At 63.5% G+C, this 16,964-nt stretch carries 14 protein-coding genes; 4 read left to right on the top strand and 10 right to left on the bottom strand.

Going from position 1 to position 16,964, the window contains the following annotated elements:
* Position 1: 1 nt before the first annotated feature.
* The 8 genes from HFO99_RS23435 to HFO99_RS23400 form a co-directional block, all read right to left on the bottom strand.
* Positions 2–781 carry an ABC transporter ATP-binding protein gene (locus HFO99_RS23435; protein ID WP_222363945.1) on the bottom strand — a complete coding sequence of 260 codons (780 nt, stop codon included), beginning with the start codon at positions 779–781 and terminating at the stop codon, positions 2–4.
* Entirely contained in the window at positions 778–1,566 is a 789-nt protein-coding gene (locus tag HFO99_RS23430; RefSeq protein WP_222335740.1) for an ABC transporter ATP-binding protein, read from the bottom strand. The genes HFO99_RS23435 and HFO99_RS23430 overlap by 4 nt, the downstream gene beginning before the upstream one ends.
* A complete protein-coding gene (locus HFO99_RS23425) occupies positions 1,563–2,387 on the bottom strand; it encodes an ABC transporter permease (RefSeq protein ID WP_222363943.1) in 825 nt (274 codons plus the stop codon). Before HFO99_RS23425 ends, HFO99_RS23430 begins: the two co-directional genes overlap by 4 nt.
* Entirely contained in the window at positions 2,384–3,373 is a 990-nt protein-coding gene (locus HFO99_RS23420) for an ABC transporter permease (RefSeq protein ID WP_222363936.1), read from the bottom strand. Before HFO99_RS23420 ends, HFO99_RS23425 begins: the two co-directional genes overlap by 4 nt.
* A 40-nt stretch (positions 3,374–3,413) precedes the next feature.
* Positions 3,414–5,024 (bottom strand): ABC transporter substrate-binding protein, encoded by a 1,611-nt coding sequence (locus tag HFO99_RS23415; protein ID WP_222363933.1) that lies wholly within the window; start codon positions 5,022–5,024, stop codon positions 3,414–3,416.
* 122 nt (positions 5,025–5,146) lie between these two features.
* Entirely contained in the window at positions 5,147–6,544 is a 1,398-nt protein-coding gene (locus HFO99_RS23410) for an LLM class flavin-dependent oxidoreductase (RefSeq protein ID WP_222363931.1), read from the bottom strand.
* A gap of 16 nt (positions 6,545–6,560) precedes the next feature.
* Positions 6,561–7,622, bottom strand: coding sequence for an ABC transporter permease (locus tag HFO99_RS23405; protein WP_222363929.1), 1,062 nt, complete (start codon positions 7,620–7,622; stop codon positions 6,561–6,563).
* Positions 7,619–9,103 carry a sugar ABC transporter ATP-binding protein gene (locus HFO99_RS23400; RefSeq protein ID WP_222363927.1) on the bottom strand — a complete coding sequence of 495 codons (1,485 nt, stop codon included), beginning with the start codon at positions 9,101–9,103 and terminating at the stop codon, positions 7,619–7,621. Before HFO99_RS23400 ends, HFO99_RS23405 begins: the two co-directional genes overlap by 4 nt.
* Before the next feature lie 231 nt (positions 9,104–9,334).
* On the opposite strand from HFO99_RS23400, the gene HFO99_RS23395 reads away from it, so the two are divergent.
* The gene (locus tag HFO99_RS23395) at positions 9,335–10,381 is read left to right on the top strand and encodes a substrate-binding domain-containing protein (RefSeq protein ID WP_222363925.1); all 1,047 of its coding nucleotides are present in this window, start codon (positions 9,335–9,337) and stop codon (positions 10,379–10,381) included.
* Positions 10,382–10,459: 78 nt separating this feature from the next.
* Complete coding sequence (locus tag HFO99_RS23390) at positions 10,460–11,668, top strand: acyl-CoA dehydrogenase family protein (RefSeq protein ID WP_222363923.1); 1,209 nt, start codon at positions 10,460–10,462, stop codon at positions 11,666–11,668.
* Between the two features lie 79 nt (positions 11,669–11,747).
* On the opposite strand, the gene HFO99_RS23385 is transcribed toward HFO99_RS23390, so the two are convergent.
* Positions 11,748–12,965: an SfnB family sulfur acquisition oxidoreductase gene (locus HFO99_RS23385; RefSeq protein WP_222363921.1), complete on the bottom strand. Its 1,218-nt coding sequence runs from the start codon at positions 12,963–12,965 to the stop codon at positions 11,748–11,750.
* 322 nt (positions 12,966–13,287) lie between these two features.
* Here HFO99_RS23385 and HFO99_RS23380 point away from each other — a divergent pair, with 322 nt between their 5' ends.
* Positions 13,288–14,622: an LLM class flavin-dependent oxidoreductase gene (locus HFO99_RS23380; protein WP_222363919.1), complete on the top strand. Its 1,335-nt coding sequence runs from the start codon at positions 13,288–13,290 to the stop codon at positions 14,620–14,622.
* Positions 14,623–14,662: 40 nt separating this feature from the next.
* Here the strand turns inward: HFO99_RS23380 and HFO99_RS23375 are convergent, their stop codons facing one another.
* Positions 14,663–15,706, bottom strand: coding sequence for a substrate-binding domain-containing protein (locus HFO99_RS23375; RefSeq protein ID WP_222363917.1), 1,044 nt, complete (start codon positions 15,704–15,706; stop codon positions 14,663–14,665).
* 215 nt (positions 15,707–15,921) lie between these two features.
* Here HFO99_RS23375 and HFO99_RS23370 point away from each other — a divergent pair, with 215 nt between their 5' ends.
* Positions 15,922–16,956 carry a Gfo/Idh/MocA family protein gene (locus HFO99_RS23370; RefSeq protein ID WP_222363915.1) on the top strand — a complete coding sequence of 345 codons (1,035 nt, stop codon included), beginning with the start codon at positions 15,922–15,924 and terminating at the stop codon, positions 16,954–16,956.
* Positions 16,957–16,964: the final 8 nt, after the last annotated feature.

Here is a 16,964-nt window from a genome sequence, read left to right as displayed (position 1 = left end):
TTCAGCAAGGATCGGTCACGAGACGGGGGACGGCGGCCACGAGCGCGCGGGCGGCCTCCGATTGCGGAGCGGCAACGACCGCCGCTGCCGGACCGGTCTCGACGATCCGTCCGCCATCGATAACGGCGATGCGGTGGGAAACGGCGCGCACCACGGCCAGATCGTGCGAAATGAACAGACAGGCAATGCCCTGTTCTTTCTGCAGATCGACCAGAAGCTCCAGGATCCTGCCACGCACGGTGACGTCGAGCGCCGAGACCGCCTCGTCGAGCACCAGCATCGACGGCCGCGTCGCAATCGCCCGCGCAATCGCCACGCGCTGGCGCTGGCCGCCGGAGAGCGAACGCACCGGCCGGGCGGCGTGATCGGCCGTGAGGCCGACACGCTCTAGCAGATCGACGATCTCGCCGGGGCGCCGGTCTTTTGCGACGCCGTGGATGCGAAGCGGATCGTCGAGCACTGCACTAACGCTCGCCAACGGATTGAAGGCGGCGAGCGGATCCTGAAACACCATCTGCATACGCGCCCGCCGGCGGCGTAAAGGCGCGCCATTCAGCGCGAGCCAATCCTCTCCCTCGAAGCGAATCGAGCCGGCATCGGCAGCAACAAGCCGCAGCAGGATGCGCGACAGCGTCGATTTTCCGCTGCCGGAGGCGCCGACGAGGCCGAGCGTTTCCCCGGCCGCGATCGTCAGCGACACATTGTCGAGGGCAGCGACCCGGCGGCCCGAAGAGGAAAACCCTTTCGACAGGTTTTCGATGGCAAGCAGCATGTCGTTCATGACGCCACCTCTTCGATCAGCGGCGGCGTCGCGAGGTCGCGATGGCTGGCGATCAGGGCGGCGGTATAGTCGCTTTTCGGCGCAGAGAGCACCGAACGGAGGGGGCCTGCTTCGACCAGCCTCGCATTGCGGAAGACGGCGATGCGATCGACGAAGCCGGAGACCAGCGCGATGTCGTGGGTGATGAAGAGAAGCGTCATGCCATCCTCGCGCACCAGCCCGTCGAGCAGCCGGACGATCTCGGCCTGGACGACGACGTCGAGCGCGCTGGTCGCCTCGTCGGCGATCAGCAGCGCAGGCCTCGCGGCAATGGCCGCGGCAATCGCCACGCGTTGGCGCTGGCCGCCGGAAAGCTGATGCGGAAAGGCCCGCATCGCCTTGTCGGGCTGGGCTATCCGTACCCGCTCGAGTAATTCTTCGGCCCTGGCATAGGCCTGTTTCCAGCTGAGGCCGAGATGGCGGCTGGCGCCTTCAGCGACCTGTTCGCCGATCGTCAGGACGGGATTGAGGCTGGAGCCCGGATCCTGGAAGACGAAGCCGAAATCGCGGCCGGGACGAGGCGGATGGCCAAGTGCAGACCAGAGCATCTCGCCCCGGACCTTCGCGCCCTCCGGCAGCAGGCCTGCAAGCGCGCGAGCGAGCGTGCTCTTGCCGGAGCCGCTTTCGCCGATGATCGCCAGCCTTTCGCCGGCGGCAATATCGAGATCGACGCTGTCTAGTGCGGCAGCAGCGCCGCGCCCGTAGGTGACTGAAAGCTGCCGCAGGCTGCAGAAGATGCCGCTCATGCCGCCCTCGCATCGTTATCGCCGAGCGCCTTGCCGAGACCCTCGCTGAAGAGATGGACGCCGAGCACGGTGATGGCGAGCACCGCGCCCGGTATGACGGAGAGATAGGATGCCGAGCGCAGCACGCTGCGGCCCTCGGCGATCATCGAACCCCAGGTGGCGATATTGGGGTTGCCGAGGCCAAGGAAGGACAGCGCTGCCTCGGTGAGGATCGCGCCGGCGACGATGGTGGCGGAGAGCGCCAGCACCGGCGGCAGCGCGTTCGGCAGGATTTCCCGGAAGGCGATCTCGGCCGGATGCATGCCGATCACCCTTGCCGAGGCGACGTAATCCTGCTCGCGGATGGCAAGCACCTGCGCTCGCGTCAGCCGGGCCGGATCGGCCCAGGTGCCGAGTGCGATGGCAAGGACGACGACAGGCGTCGAGACCCCGATGGTGCTGACGAAGGCGAGGGCAAGCAGGAAGGCCGGCACGATCTGGAAGGCGTCGACGACGCGCATCAGCGCTTCGTCGACGAGCCCGCCGGCAAAACCGGCGGCCATGCCGACGCAGAGCCCGAGCACCATGGCGGAAAACGCTGCCGCAAGGCCGACGGCGAGTGAGGTCCGCGCGCCATAGAGCAGGCCCGCCAGGACGTCGCGGCCGAGCCGGTCGGTGCCGAGCGGAAAAGCCGGATCGGTGAACGGCGTCAGCAGCGCGCGGCCGGCAATCTTCAGGGGATCGCCCGGTGAAAGGATAGGAGCGAGCAGCCCGGCCATGAGCAGGACAAGAAGGATCGCAAGTCCAACCGCGCCTTCCGGCGTGCGCAGCAGGCGGCTCATGCGCGGCCCTCCGAAGCGCCGATGCGCGGGTCGAGTGCTGCATAGACGAGATCGACGAGGAAATTGACCGAAATGACGAGCACGGCGCTGGTGACGACGATGCCCATCAACAGCGGCGCGTCGCGGCCATTGACCGCCTCCTGCGCCAGCCGCCCGAAACCCGGGATCGCAAAGACGCTCTCGATCACCACGCTGCCGCCGAGCATCGCCGCCGATTGCAATCCGAGCATGGTGACGAGCGGCAGCAGCGCATTGCGCGCCACATGGCGCAGCACAATCCGGCTCCGCGACAGGCCCTTGGCGCGGGCGAAGAGCACGAAATCGAGCTTCCACGCCTCGACCATACCGCTGCGCATCACCCGCAGGAACAAGGCGAGATAGATGAGGGCCAGCGCGCCGACCGGCAGAACCAGATGATCGGCGATATCAAGCGCGCGCGGAAAACCCGTCTTGCCGGAAGCGATCGTCTCGACACCGGCGATGGGAAACCACCGCAGCTTCACCGAGAAAGCAACGCTCAGCACCAGACCGAGCCAGAAGCTCGGAATGGCATAGACGATCAGCGAGCCGATCGACAACAGCCGGTCCCGCATGCTGCCCGGCCGCGCCCCGGCAAGGATGCCGAGCGCCGAGCCGAGGCCGAAGGAGAGTGCCGTCGCACTGCCCATTAGGAGCAGCGTATTGGGCAGGCGTTCGGCAATGAGTGCACCGACCGGCCGGCCGAAGGCGACCGACCAGCCGAGATCGAGCCGCGCCAGCGAGGAAAGATAAAGCCAGAGGCGCGCAAGAACGGACCGGTCGAGGCCGTAGCTCTCGCGCAGCGACTGCCTAAGTGCGGCATCGCCGCCGCCGATCGAACCGAGATAGGCGTCGACTGCATCGCCCGAGGCGGATTCGAGCAGGAAAAAGGTGAAGATCACCACGATCAGCAGCACTGGAATGCTGCTGATTGCCCTGCGCCTCAGGAGGATGATTGCACGTCTCACGCCGGACAGGGCCTCTGAAAGAGAATTGCCGCCGATTCTATCACGATTGCAGCGCGGTATCGCCCCAGTTCGAGACGGCCCAGCGCGGGTTGTTCGAGACGTTGAGCACGGTGTCGCGCGCAACGGTGATGAAGCCCCATTCCGCAACGTTGATCAGCGGGAGGTCGGCGACGACCAACTGCTGGAACTTGCGGTAGAGATCGGTGCGCGCCGCCGTGTCGATGGTTTCGGATGCCTGCAGGATGATCTTGTCGAGTTCCGGATTGACGTAGCCGCCCTGATTGGAGAAGGGGACGCCGGCTGGCGTGCCGGATTGGACGAGAATGGTGGTGGAGATCGCCGGATCGCCACGGAAGACCGGCGGGCCAACGGCGAGATCGAAGTCGTGATCGGTATAAACAGCTTTCTGATGCGCGGCCGCATCGGCATTGACGATCTCGGCATTGATGCCGATCACGGCCAGCGCCTGGCGAAGGTAATCGCCGAACTGGCGGGTTTCGTTGAAATAGGGCGCGGGGCGAAGCTTCAGCGTGAATCGGTTGCCGTCTGCCCTTTGCTTGTATCCTGCCTTGTCGAGGATATCGTTGGCGGCGGCAGGGTTGAAATCATAGGCCGCGACATCCGGCGTGTAGAACTGCGGCGCATTCTTCGGCACGGGACCAGTGGAGGCTGCGGCGTAGCCGAGGAAGATCGTGTCGACCACGAATTTCTTGTCGATCGCCTGCGCGATCGCCTGACGGACTCTCAGATCGGCCAGTTCCTTGCGGCGATGATTGATCTCGACGACGAGCTGGTAGGTCAGGGCCTCATACCCCTTCGAGATCACCTTGATGCCGGCGACCTTCGAGATACGATCGAGATCGGCGAGCGGCACGGCTGAAAAGGCAGCAAGCTGGATTTCCTCGGCTTCGAGCGCCGAGCCCGCTGCTTCGCGATCGGGCAATACGCGGAAGACGATCTCATCGAGTTTCGGCTGGTCCTTGTCCCAATAATTCTCATTGCGCGCCAGCCGGTAATATTCGCCAGGCTTGTGTTCGGCAAACTTGAACGGACCGGTGCCGATCAACGTGTTGTTGGCCGGGTTGGTGGCGATATCGGTACCGTCGAAGATGTGCTTGGCGATGACGCTGGTGACGACAGGCAGCGCGTTGCGGATCAGCTGGAACGGTGTCGGCTTGGAGAAGCGGAAGATCGCGGTGTAATCGTCAGGCGTGTCGACGGCTTCGAGATTGGCGAAGACCAGGCGGCCGAGATTCTGCAGCGGCTTCCAGATGTTGAGCGCGGAGAAGGCGACATCGACCGAGGTGAACGGCTTGCCATCGTGCCAGGTGACGCCGTCGCGCAGCTTGAAGGTGACGGAAAGGCCGTCATCCGAGCCCTCCCAGGAGGTGGCAAGGCGCAGCGAAAGCCCATCCTTGCCGTCGAACGACGCTTCGGCCAGCGGCTCGATCACCTTGCTTGCGACGAAGAAGACGCCGTTCGAGGCGACGATGGCGGGATTGAGGTTCTTCGGCTCGGAATCGGCCGCAACGATCAGCCGGCCGCCGCTGGCCGCGGTCTGCGCAAGCGTCTGTCGGGCGAGCGCCGTCGAGGCAAGCAGCAGGGCGGTGCCCTTCATCAGCGTGCGCCGCGAGATAGATGATACGGTCATGACCCCTCCTGATCGGTGAAATTCGGGTGCCCATATTCAGGGCGAAATGCAAATTGTCATAGAGGTTAGATTCGAATGGTTGGACTGGGCGAGATATTTTTTGTCACTCAGCCATTATTCGCTCAGCCGTTGGCCGCGACACGTGCCGGCTCGCCGAAGAGATTGCGATAGGCAGCACCGGGATGCGGCGCGACGAGCCGCGGCCCCGCTCGCCCAAGTTTTTCCCGCAGCGTTCCCTTGGCGTAGTCGGTCTTGTAGACGCCGCGCTTCTGCAGTTCCGGCACCAGCAGATCGACGGCATCCTCGAAACTCTCGGGCGTCACGGCATAGGCGAGGTTGAAGCCGTCGACATCGGTGTCCTCGATCCATTCCTGCATCAAATCGCCGACCGTTTGCGGCGAGCCGACGAAAACAGGACCGAAACCGCCGATGCCGACCCAGTCGGCCATTTCACGCACCGTCCATTCCTTGGTGGGATCGATTGTCGTGAAGGTCTCGACAGCCGATTGTACCGCATTGGTATGGCGGTGCCGCAGCACCTCGTCCGGCCCAAACTGGCCGAAATCGATGCCGGTCCAGCCGGAGATCAGCGTCAGCGCGCCTTCGAAGGAAGCGTATTTGCGGTATTCGTTGAACTTCCGCTGCGCTTCCGCATCGGTTTCGCCGAGAACAACCGTTTGCAGATTGAAGGCGAGGATTTCGCGCGGGTTGCGGCCGATGCGTTCGGCCGCCTCGCGGACATTGGCGACGTAGCGCTTCAGCACCGCCTTCGATGGAGAGGCGACGAAAATGCATTCGGCATGGGCGCCGGCAAAGTCCTTGCCGCGGCTCGAGGCGCCGGCCTGGTAAAGTACCGGTGTACGTTGCGGCGAAGGTTCACTCAAGTGAATGCCGGGCACGTTGAAATGCTTGCCGGAATGGCGGATCGGGTGGACTTTTTCTGGATGGGTGAAGATACCGCTTTCCCGATCGCGGACGACGGCGCCGTCTTCCCAGCTTCCCTCCCAGAGCTTGTAGCAGACCTCGAGATATTCCTCGGCGAGGTCGTAGCGATCGTCATGCTTCGTCTGCGCCGGCTGGCCGATATTGAGCGCGCCGCTGTTGAGGTAGGAGGTGACGATATTCCAGCCGACACGCCCCTTGGTCAGGTGGTCGAGTGTCGAAATGCGGCGGGCGAAGGTATAGGGATGCTCGAAGGAGAGCGACGCCGTCAGGCCGAAGCCGAGATGCTCGGTCTCGTAGGCCATGGTGGGAATCAGCTGCAGCGGATCGTTGACCGGCACCTGAGCCGAATGGCGAAGTGCGGCATCGACATTGCCGTTCAGCACATCGTAGACGCCGAGCACGTCGGCGATGAACAGCCCGTCGAACCTGCCGCGCTCCAGCGTCTTTGCCAGATGCACCCAGTAGTCGAGATCCTTGTAGGTCCAGGACTTGTCGCGCGGATGGCGCCAGAGCCCCGGCGACTGGTGTCCGACGCAATTCATGTCGAAGGCGTTCAGCCTGATTTCGCGGGTCATGTTTTCTTCCTTGGAATTAGGGTTTGCTACGGCCGAGGCCGTAGGTCAGCGCCAACGCGCCGACGAGCACGGCGCCCTTGACGAAATCCTGGGTGTAGTAAGGGGCGTTCAGCATGGTGAGGCCGTTCAGCAGCACGCCGACGAAGACCGCGCCGGCAATGGTGCCAAGCACGTTTGGGCGGCGCAGGTTGAAGACGGCAAAGCCGATCAACGCGGCAGCGACCGAATCCATCAGCAGCGAGCCGCCGGACGAGATATCACCACGCCCGACGCGGGCGGCGATGACAATGCCGCCGAGCGATGCCAGTGTGCCCGACAGCACATAGGCGAGCGTCTTCAGCCGCACCGTCGAGGCGCCGGCAAGCCGGGTCGCGACCTCGTTGCCGCCGGTCGCAAACAGCAGCCGGCCGATGCGGGTGCGTTCGGTGAGAATGAAGAGTGCGATGGCGACCACCGCCATCAGCACCACCGAAACGGGCAGGGTGCCGAGAATGCTGTAGCGGCCGATCAGCAAAAAGGCCGGGTCGTAAGCGCCGGTCGCCTTCGAGCCGTCGGGCAGGGTGAGACCGGCCGAAATCGACCGGCCGGCGGTCGGGATCAGCTGCAGGCCGGAAAGCAGGAACAGCATCGCCAGCGTCGCCAGGAGATCAGGCACCTTCAGGCGGACGATGAGGAAGGCATTGACGAGACCGACCAGGGCGCCGAAGGCGAGCACCAGCGGCACCGTCGCATAGGCATCAAGGCCCCAGACGATCATCGCATAGCTGGCCGCCATCACGCTCGATGCGGCGACCGCGCCGACCGACAGGTCGAAACCGCCGACAGCAAGCGTGACGGTGACGCCGGCGCCGAGAATGGCGACGACGGACACTGCCTGCAGGATGCTCATCAGATTGGCGATGTTGATGAAGGCGGGCTCGGCGATGGTGAAACCGACGACGAGCAGTGCCAACAGGATGAACACGGCGCCCGCCCGGAGAAATGCCCCGAGAGCCGCAAGACGACCGCCATCGGCTTGCGGCGATGCCTTCGGCCGGGCGCTTGCCTGTGGAAGAGTGTCGTCATCGATCGTCGTCATGCGGATATTCCCTGAATGGCGGAAGGAGCGGGAATTCCGCCTGCAGCGGGCATCAACACGTGGCGGTCGATGACGAGGATGCGATCTGCCACCTCATAGGCCTCCTCCGGGTCGGAGGTCGCAATCAGCGTCGCCCGGTCGCTGCGGGCGCGGATTGCCCGGATGATGTCATGACGGGCGCCGACGTCGACACCCTGGAAAGGTTCGTCGAGCAGCAGCAAACGGCTCGGTTCCGCCTCCCAGCGGGCGATCACCGCCTTCTGCTGGTTGCCGCCGGAGAGCGACCAGATCGAGGCGAGCGGACCCGCGGCCTTGATGCCGAGACGAGTGATCGCCTGTTCGGCCTCGCGTCGTTCACGGCCGCCGACAAGGAAACCGCGCGGATACCATTTGCCAAGATGCGGCAGGCTGATCGTCGCCGACAGCGAATGGCCGGGCCATGCCGGCGGCATCAGCGAGGAACGATGACGGTCTTCGGCCGCCATCGCCACACCTGCGGCGATCGCCTCGGCCGGGCCTTTCGGTCGGTAGGGTCGACCGCCGAGGAACATCTGGCCTCCGGCAAGCGCCGTCACGCCGAAGATCGCCTGGAGCAACCGGCTCTTGCCGGCGCCGAGCACGCCGGTCACCGCCACCACCTCGCCCTCATGCAATGACAGATCAAAGGAGGCGGCTTCAGGGAGCAGGCTGATATCACGCATCTCGAAAATCACTGGTCCGGTCGCAGGCCGCGCATCCGGCCGGGCCGCCTCCAGTCGACGGCCGATCATCGTCTCGATGGCGCTCGAAAAATCGATCGGCCGCGAAAAGGTGCCGACGACGCGGCCGCCGCGCATGACGAGCGCGCGGTCGGCGATCGCTTCAAGATCGGCTGTACGGTGCGAGATATAGAGGATCGCCAGGCCGCGCTTGCGAAGCCTAAGCAGAATATCGAAGAGCCGGCGGCTTTCCTCTCCGGAAAGGCTCGCCGTCGGTTCGTCGAGGATGAGGAGATCGGCGCGGTTGGCAAGCGCCCGGGCGATTGCCACCAGTTGCCGGTCGGCGCTGGTGAGTTCGCCGAAATCACGGTCCAACGGCAGGCTGAAGCCGGCGGCATCGAGCATGGACTGAGCGGCACGGCGGATGCCGGCGCGCGAGACGAAGAAAGGTGTGCTGCGATCGGCAAACCGGTTGAGCAGCAGGGCATCGGCAACGGTCAGACCGGCCGCGCCGACGAGATCCGTCGATTGATGCACCGTGACGACACCAGCCCTTGCCGCTTCGGCCGGGCTGCGCGGCGCAAAGGCGCGGCCATCGAGGCTGACCATGCCGCCATCGGCCGGAAGCACGCCGGAAAGGATCTTGACCAGCGTCGATTTGCCCGCGCCGTTTGCGCCCATCAGCGCCACGATCTCGCCGCGCTCCATCGAAAGATCGGCACCGGCTAGCGCCCGCGTCGACCCGAATCTGCGGGTGATATTTTCAATGTGAAGAAGCGGCATCGACAAAGGTCCGGGACTGCAATCGAAGCCGGAGTGTGCCCTGTCCGGGCGGTCGAACTCCAGGCACGCCTTTCCCCGGCGAACTGCCCTCGGGAAACAAAGAATCTCCGACAGCCCATAAAATCGGATCATTTACTCTACTAAAAACATAGAGATTATATCTAATAATTCAACGCGTCGCGAGGGCTAACCTGTCAGACGACGCTCCCGATTGCTAAAAGGAACGCGACAATGAAATCCCTCGCACGGCTCGCACTCTCTGCCGCCGTCATTCCGTTCATTTTCATTCAAGGCGCAAAAGCCGACGGTCTGTCCGGTGCTCCTGCCCCTTTCGACAAGGGCGGCGTCAAAGTAGCGCTGATCAGCTACATCTCGGCCGGCGATTTCTTCCAGGCCTATCAGGCGGGCGCTGAAGCCCAGGCCAAGGCGCTGGATATCGACCTGCGCATCTTCCCCGGCCGGCAGGATGCCGCCGAGCAGCGCGAGCAGATCCTCCAGGCGATCAATCTCGGCGTCTCCGGCATCGTCATCGACCACGGTTTGCCAGAATCGCTCGGCGACGTCGTGCAGCAGGCCCTCGACAAGGGCATCAAGGTCGTGGCCTTCGACGTCAACCTCAACAATCCCAAGATTCCGCAGGTGGAGCAGAGCGATCACGAACTTGCATCATTGGCACTTGAACAGGTGGTGAAGGACAACGGCAACAGCTTCAGCGCCGGTTATGTCTATGTCGCGGGCTTTGCGCCACTCGACCGCCGCAACGAAGTTTGGGACAAGTTCAAGTCGGACAATAAAGGCGTGGTCGAAAAGGCCCGTTTCGGCAATGTCAGCGACACGACGGCGACTTCGACCGCCGATCAGGCGAAGGCCGTGCTCACCGCCAATCCCGATATATCGGTCGTCTTCGCCCCCTATGACGAGTTCGCCCGCGGCGTGAAGCTCGCCGCCAACGATCTCGGCATAGCAAGCAAGCTCAAGATCTATTCGGCCGACGTCTCGACGGCCGATATCCAGGAAATCACCGAGGAAGGCAGCCCCTGGGTCGCGACCGTCGCGACCAATCCGGCCGTCGTCGGCGCCGTCTCCATTCGCGCCGCAGCACTCGAAATCGCCGGGCAGACGGCTCCCCACCAGATCACCGTGAAGCCGACGCTTCTGACGCAGGAAAGCCTGCGCGCAGCCGGCGTCAAGACGATCGAAGAACTGGCCGAAAAGATCCCGGCCTTCAGCACGAGCGATGCGGCGACCGCCAGCTGGATCCCGGACAAGCTGTTCTGAGACCTCGCACTTCGATCCTTCCGGCGGAAGCGTGCGCCTCCCGTCGGATCATCTTTTTGGAGAATTGGAGTTCCGCCCATGAGCCAATCCAATGTCATCTTCGCGGCCAGCCGCAACCCAACGCGCGAAGACCTCTTTGCCCGTGCCGAGGAGGTCTCTGCCGACCTGTCGCGGCGCGCCGCAGACCTCGACCGCGAAGGCCGTCCGCCGCGCGCCGAGATCGTCAAATTGAAGAATGCCGGGCTGCTCAATGCGCTGCATCCCACGCAAATCGGCGGCGGTGGCCTCGATTGGGTCGACGGATTGAGGTTGGTGCGCATTCTCGCCCGTGGCGAGAGCTCGATCGGCCAGCTGCTCGGCTACCACTATGTCAACAGCCAGTACATCTATTGGGCGCTTGATGCCGCCCGCGCCCATGCGCTGGGCAGCGATACGGTCGCCAGGAACCTCTATTGGGGGGCGGCCGTCAATCCGCGCGATCCCGGGCTGGTGCTCACCCGTCGCGGCAACGGCTATGTGCTGAACGGACGCAAGTCCTTCTCCACGGCAGCGCGGGTCTCCGATTACATCAATGCCAATGCGACGCTCGACGACAAGATCGCCGGTTTCGCCGTGCCGACCAATCGTCAAGGCTACGTCGCCAATGACGACTGGGACAATATCGGCCAGCGCCTGTCGGACAGCGGCAGCGTCGAGTTCCGCGACTTCCCCGTCTACGAGGAGGATTTCGTCGGCGCGCCGGCTGCAGCCGACGCAGCGCCGCCGGTGCTGTCGACCTTCAACACGCCGTTCATCCAACTGGTCTTCGTCAACTTTTATCTCGGCACCGCGGAAGGCGCGCTGCAGGCGGCCGTCGATTACGTCCGCAACACGACCCGGCCATGGATCACCTCGGGTGTCGAGCGGGCGGCGGATGATCCTTATATCCTCGAACGCGTCGGCGAATTCACTGCCGCGCTGAAGGCTTCGGCGGCCCTTGCCGACAACGCCGCAGCTGCCGTGCAGGCGGGCCTTGCCCGCGGCCGCGACGTCACCGCGCGCGAGCGCGGCGAAGCGGCGGCGGAAGCCTATGCCGCCAAGGTCCACGCCACCCATGTCTCGCTCGACATCACCTCACGCGTCTTCGAGCTGACGGGGGCGCGCTCGACGGCCGACAAATACCGTTTCGACCGTTTTTGGCGCAATGTCCGCACCCATACGCTGCACGATCCCGTCTTCTACAAGGCGAAGGAAGTCGGTGAATTCGTGCTGAACGACAAGATACCGGAGGTCAGCCTCTATAGCTGAGGCGGCCATCTTTCATCGAAAGCAAAAACCCCACTGCCGGCCCCGGCGGTGGGGTTTTCGGTTGGAAGACGGAGAGATTTCAGAGCGCGCCGTTCTTCGGCGGCGTTACGCCGTTCAAATGGTAGTTGCCGACGACGTGATATTTCCAACGCACGGGATCGTGCAGCGTATGGGTGCGGGCATTGCGCCAATGGCGGTCGAGGTTGAGGCCAGCCTGCACCGACGAAGTTCCGGCAAGCTCAAAAAGCGTGTTCGAGGCCTCGAGCGCCACTTCGGTCGTCAGCACCTTCGCCGCAGCGACTGCCAGCGTGGCCGCGATCACCTTTTCCTCCGTCGTCTCGACCTGCGCGGCATCGACCTTGCGGCCGGCGCGCTCCACGAGAGCCGTTGCAGCTTCCAGCCGGATGGCGATCTGGCCGACCTTGGCGATCGTCAGCGGATCGTCGGAGGCACGCTCAAGGCCGCTATCCATCCAGGGGCGCGATTTCGTCCTGACGAACTCCAGCGTTTCGGCAAAGGCCGCCCGTGCGATACCGAGATCGACACCGGCATGGATGATCTGACCAACGGAGCCGATCGTCGTCGGCCGCTCGAAGCCCTTATGATGGAAGACCACGGAATCGGCGCTGACATAGACATTGTCGAGGATCGTCGTGCCGCTGCCGGTGGTGCGCTGGCCAAAACCGTCCCAGTCGTCGACGATCTCGACACCTTCGGTGCCCTTCGGCACGAAGGCCATGGTCAACCGATCCTCCGGATCAAGCGCGAAGATGGTGATCCAGTCGGCGAAGAGGACGCCGGTCGAATAGAATTTGCGGCCGTTGATCCGGTAACCCGGACCGTCGCGGGTGATGCGCGTATTATAGTGGCCGACCGTCTTGGTGCCGCGCTCGGAAAGCGCATTGCCGAAACGATCGCCGGCCAGCACGCGGCTGAAGAAATAGCGCTGCTGCTCCTCGCCGCCGTCGGTTCTGAGCGCCTCGAGAATATAGAAATGGTTCTGCGGGATCTGGCCGATCGAGCCGTCCGCCTCCGACAGGATCGCAGTGATCTCGGCAAGTACGGCGTTGGAGACGTCGAGGCCGCCATATTGCGCCGGCACGGTGATCGCCAGAAGGCCGGACTGGGCGACAAGATCGAGTTCGCTAAACGGCAGAATCCTGTCGGCGTCGCGCTCGGCGGCGCGTGCGGCAAACTGCGCCGCCAATCTGCGGGCAGTGGCTATCGCCTCATCATCGCTGCCGATACGGTCGGCCACGGGCCGGATCTGGTCTGCTTGCCTCAGCACGGTGTTCATCGATGTCTCCATTTCTGACGATGCTATCGGTGAAAGAAATCGCGCGCCGAGATAAGAGTACAAATTCTATAGATGTGATAGAAAATGAAAAGTGTTTGCTTATCAGGCTCCGACCGCCGCGATTACTGTCCCGGCCCAGCACTCGCGCCGTGAGCTTGCCTTTGGAAGCGATAAAAATCCTGCCCGGAACTGGCGCTCCCGGTCTCGATTTGATTTCGGCGAGCTCTTACCTAACCAATATTCGCTGCGTCGCCGCAGCGATTGCTCAGAGAATGCCCAATGCGGGGCAGGCGGCCGCCTTGCCCGATCCATGAGGAAAGTCATGACCCCACGGCAGTTGCGCCTCGGCGCCTTCATGCGTCCCGTCAGCCTGCATACCGGCGCATGGCGCTATCCCGGCTCCTATCCCGATGCCAATTTCAATTTCGCCCATCTGAAGTCCTTCGCCCAGGCACTAGAACGGGCGAAATTCGACGCCTTCTTCATGGCCGATCACCTCGCCGTACTCAACATGCCGGTCGAGGCGCTGAGGCGCAGCCACACCGTGACCTCCTTCGAGCCCTTCACGCTGCTCTCGGCGCTGGCGGCGGTGACGGAGCGCATCGGCCTCGTCGCTACCGCCTCCACCACATTCGACGAGCCCTATCATATCGCCCGGCGTTTCGCCTCGCTCGACCATATCAGCGGCGGCCGCGCCGGCTGGAACATCGTCACGACGTCCAACCCCGACGCCGCCCTCAATTTCGGCCTTGACGAACATGTGGAGCACGGCGAGCGTTATCATCGCGCCCGAGAATTTTATGATGTCGTGACCGGGCTCTGGGATAGTTTCGCCGACGATGCCTTCATCCGTGACCGGGAAAGCGGCCTGTTCTTCGATCCGGAAAAGATGCATGTGCTCGGCCACAAGGGCGAGGAATTGAGCGTGCGCGGGCCGCTCAATATCGCCCGGCCGCCGCAGGGCTGGCCCGTCATCGTCCAGGCCGGCCAGTCGGACCCCGGTCGCCAGCTTGCCGCGGAGACCGCCGAAATGGTCTTCTGTTCGCCGCGCGATCTGGCCGCCGGCAGGGCGCTGTATGCCGATATTAAAGGCCGCATGGCAGCCATTGGCCGCAACTGCGACCACCTGAAGATCCTGCCTGCCGCCTTCATCATCGTCGGCGACAGCATCGACGAGGCCCGCGCCAAACGCGCCACGCTCGACAGCCTGGTGCATTACGACAGCGCCATCGCTTCGCTTTCGATCGCGCTCGGCCATGACGCTTCGGGCTTCGATCCCGACGCACCGCTGCCGGCCGATATTCCCGACACCAATGCCAGCAAGACCGGTCGCGCCCAGGTGCTGAAGCTTGCTGCGGAGGAAAATCTGACGGTGCGTCAGTTGGCGCAGCGTTATGGCGGCTATGCCGGCCTTGCCTTCGTCGGCACGCCGGCCAGTATCGCCGACGAGATGGAGCGCTGGCTTGACGAGGAGGGTTCGGACGGTTTCAACGTCGTCTTCCCCTATCTGCCGCAGGGTCTCCTCGACGTCACCGAACGGCTGGTTCCCGAACTGCAGCGCCGCGGCCTGTTCCGCAGCGAATATCAGGGCACGACGCTGCGCGAGCATCTCGGATTGCCCCGGCCGGAGAACCGGTTCTTTGCATCAGGTACATGAGGGGGCTCGCTTCTGCTTTCCGGAAGCAAGCCGATAGTGCTCAGGCTATGACCCCAACCCGAAACGCATCACTTTCGCCCGGCATCAGTTCGAGGGGCCAGATAATGTTGCGGTCGCCTCCCGGATAGAAATCTCGATAGGCCGGCATGGTGGCGAGAAGCATCCGGCCGAGCGCGACACCGAGATCGTAGAGCGAGATGCGAAAGCAGCTCAGCGACGGCTGCAGGAACCGTGCGCGCGGAGCGTCGCGGAAGCCGATCACCGCAAGGTCGCGGCCGGGCATGACGCCGGATTCCATCAGGCGGCGGAAAAGGCCGATCGCCATCAGCTCGTAGATCAGAATCACCGCCGTCGGCCGCTCTTCGAGCAGCAGCAGTTCATGGGCCGCCTGATAGCCGCCCTGTTCACTCGACTTGACGCGAATGACGAGTGAGGCGTCGAAGGCAATATCGTGCCGCTCGAGCGCCCGGCGATAGCTATCGATAAAGAGATAGCCGAGGTTGGCCTCGCTCGACGGCGCAGTGATCGCGATCCGGCGGTGTCCCAGCGCGATCAGCCGCTCGACGGCATGCTCGGCCACGCCCTCGAAATCGAGATCGATCCAGGGAAAATTGCTGGCCGAAAGGCTGCGGCCGAGCGCGACGAAAGGGATCTTCGTCCGCGACAGAAAGTCGATGCGTGGGTCGACGCGCTGCGTGTCCGAGATGATCATTGCATCGACGATGCGCCGCGCCACCATCCGCTTCAGATATTCGTGCGGGTCCTCGTCGCTCGGGCAGGGCAACATGATGAGGTCGAGCTTATGGCGGGCAAAGACGCTCTGCAGGCCGCTGGTGACGCCGAGGAAGAAGTTGTCGGCGTTCTCGACCGTCTCCTTGCTGGATTCGATCATCAATCCGATGACCTTCGTCTCCCCCTGCCTCAGGCTCCGCCCAGACTGGTTGGCGACGTAGCCGAGTTCCTCGGCCGCCGCCAGAACCCGCCGGCGGGTTTCCTCATTGACATCGGGCTTGCCGTTCAGCGCGCGGGAGACCGTGCCGATCGAGATATTCAAGTGTTCGGCAAGCTGGTGAATCCCCTTCATCGCTGACGATTTTCCCGGGAGCATGATGCCGAAAAGTGTGCGCGGTTTTCGGACGACATCATGCTCCATTTCTATAATTCAGATCCGTCCGGATCTGGGCCTGTAATTTCCCGTTTGGCGTCTATTGACACCGCAAAATGTTTCCGGATACAGTCGTAAACGTTTACGGAGTGCGTGTCACGAGGAGAGTTGGCACCGTTCCCCTGGAGGAAATCGTGAAATTCAGTGCCATTCTGTGCGGGTGCGGAGCTATGTCCAAAGGTTGGTTGCGAGCCATCGCCTCCAACCCTCTGCTGGCCGATTCCATCACCATCGTCGGCCTTGTCGACCTGAGCCGGGAGACGGCCGAAAAGCTTGCTGCGGAGTTCGGCCTTGATGGCGCAGTCATCGGTTCGGACCTGTCCGACGTCATCGCGGCCACAAAGGCCGACCTGGTCTTCGACATCGTCATTCCGGCTGCGCGCTACGACGTCGTTTCTACCGCACTCAAGGCCGGCTGCCATGTGCTCAGCGAAAAGCCGATGGCGGCCTCGCTTGCCGAGGGCGCCGCTCTGGTCGACTTAGCCGCCGAGACCGGCCGCATCCATGCCGTGATCCAGAACCGCCGCTTCATATCCGGCGTCAGGCGCTTGCGTCGCTTCGTCGAAAGCGGCGCGATCGGCGAACTCACCGGCATCCATTGCGACTTCTTCCTGGCGCCGCATTTCGGCGGTTTCCGCGAAGAGATGGACAACGTCCTGCTTCTCGACATGGCGATCCACACTTTCGATGCTGCGCGCTACGTCGCCGACCGGAAGCCGCTCGCCGTCTATTGCGTCGAGCGCAATCCGAAGGGTTCGTGGTACCGGCACGGCGCCTCGGCCAATGCCATCTTCGAATTTTCCGACGACATCGTCTTCACCTATCGCGGCTCCTGGTGCGCCGAGGGCGAGCGCACCAGCTGGGAAAGCCAGTGGCGTCTCGTCGGCTCGAAGGGGATGCTCACCTGGGATGGCGAGGAGAATTTCAAGGCGACTGTTGCCGGCGAAGAGCCCGGCCTTTTGCACGGTTCCGCTGCCGTAAACGTTCCCGGTCCGGAACATGACGAGGAAACCCATGGCCACGCCAGCGTCATCGCCGACTTCATCGCGGCGATCGGCACCGGCAAACGGCCCGAGACGGTCAATTCCGACAATATCAGAAGCCTTGCCATGGTCTTCGGCGCAATCGAAAGCGCCAAGACGGGCAGGCGCGTCGAAATTTCAGCATAGGAAGACGT

Origin of the sequence: Rhizobium leguminosarum (assembly GCF_019798305.1) — a bacterium.
Taxonomy (GTDB): domain Bacteria; phylum Pseudomonadota; class Alphaproteobacteria; order Rhizobiales; family Rhizobiaceae; genus Rhizobium; species Rhizobium leguminosarum_U.
Note: the sequence above shows the minus strand (reverse complement) of the source record. Positions and strands in the feature narration are given on the sequence as shown.